Source organism: Streptomyces sp. YIM 98790, from assembly GCF_011421595.1.
Classification (GTDB): domain Bacteria; phylum Actinomycetota; class Actinomycetes; order Streptomycetales; family Streptomycetaceae; genus Streptomyces.
Genome location: NZ_WTLH01000403.1, coordinates 1 through 685 on the forward strand (window position 1 = coordinate 1; position 685 = coordinate 685).

The window sequence follows — 685 nt, forward strand, 5'->3', positions numbered from 1 at the left end:
GCCCGGCCCGGAGGCGGGGACCTCCGGCGGGCAGGCCGCGGCGCTGGGCGCGCTCCAGCGGCTCGCCGAGGCCGAGCTGGCCGCCCGTACCGGGGACGGCGAGCCCGCCGAGGCCGAGCGGGCCGCCGAGCACTACGCCGAGTCGGTCGCCGCCGCCGTGCTCTCCCGCGACCGGGCCTTCGCCGCCCGGGAGCGCGCCGCCACCGATGCCCTGAGCGACTACACCGTGTACCGGGCCTACAGCGGCTCCTACACCCAGCTCGCCCTCAACGGCACCTCGGAGGCGCTGCAGGACGAGCGGGTGCGCTGGGCGCTGGCCCGCGCCCTGGACCGCACCGAGCTGGCCTCCCTGGTGCACGAGCCCGCCGGGCTGCCGGTGCGTCCGCTGGGCAGCCACCTGTGGGTGCTCGGCCAGGACGGCTACCGGGACAACAGCTCCGCCCTCGGCGACACCGGAGTGGAGCCGGCCGCCGCCCTGCTGGACGAGGCCGGCTGGCGCCGCGGCTCCGGCGCGGACGGGGACACCGACGCCAGGCAGGGCGACCGGGCCGGGGAGGGCACCCCGGGGGCGTCCGCCGACTCCGATGCCAAACCGGGCGACACCCCCGGGTCGCCGGCCGCCGGGGCCGCGCAGGCACCCGCCGGTACCGGGGCCGCCCTCGGCGCCGGAGCGGCGGCGGCCGGC

The 685-nt window shown here is 80.7% G+C and carries 1 protein-coding gene; it reads left to right on the top strand.

From position 1 onward, the window contains the following. A partial coding sequence (locus tag GQS09_RS28375) for an ABC transporter substrate-binding protein (RefSeq protein ID WP_243761898.1) occupies positions 1–685 on the top strand: 685 nt, incomplete at both ends.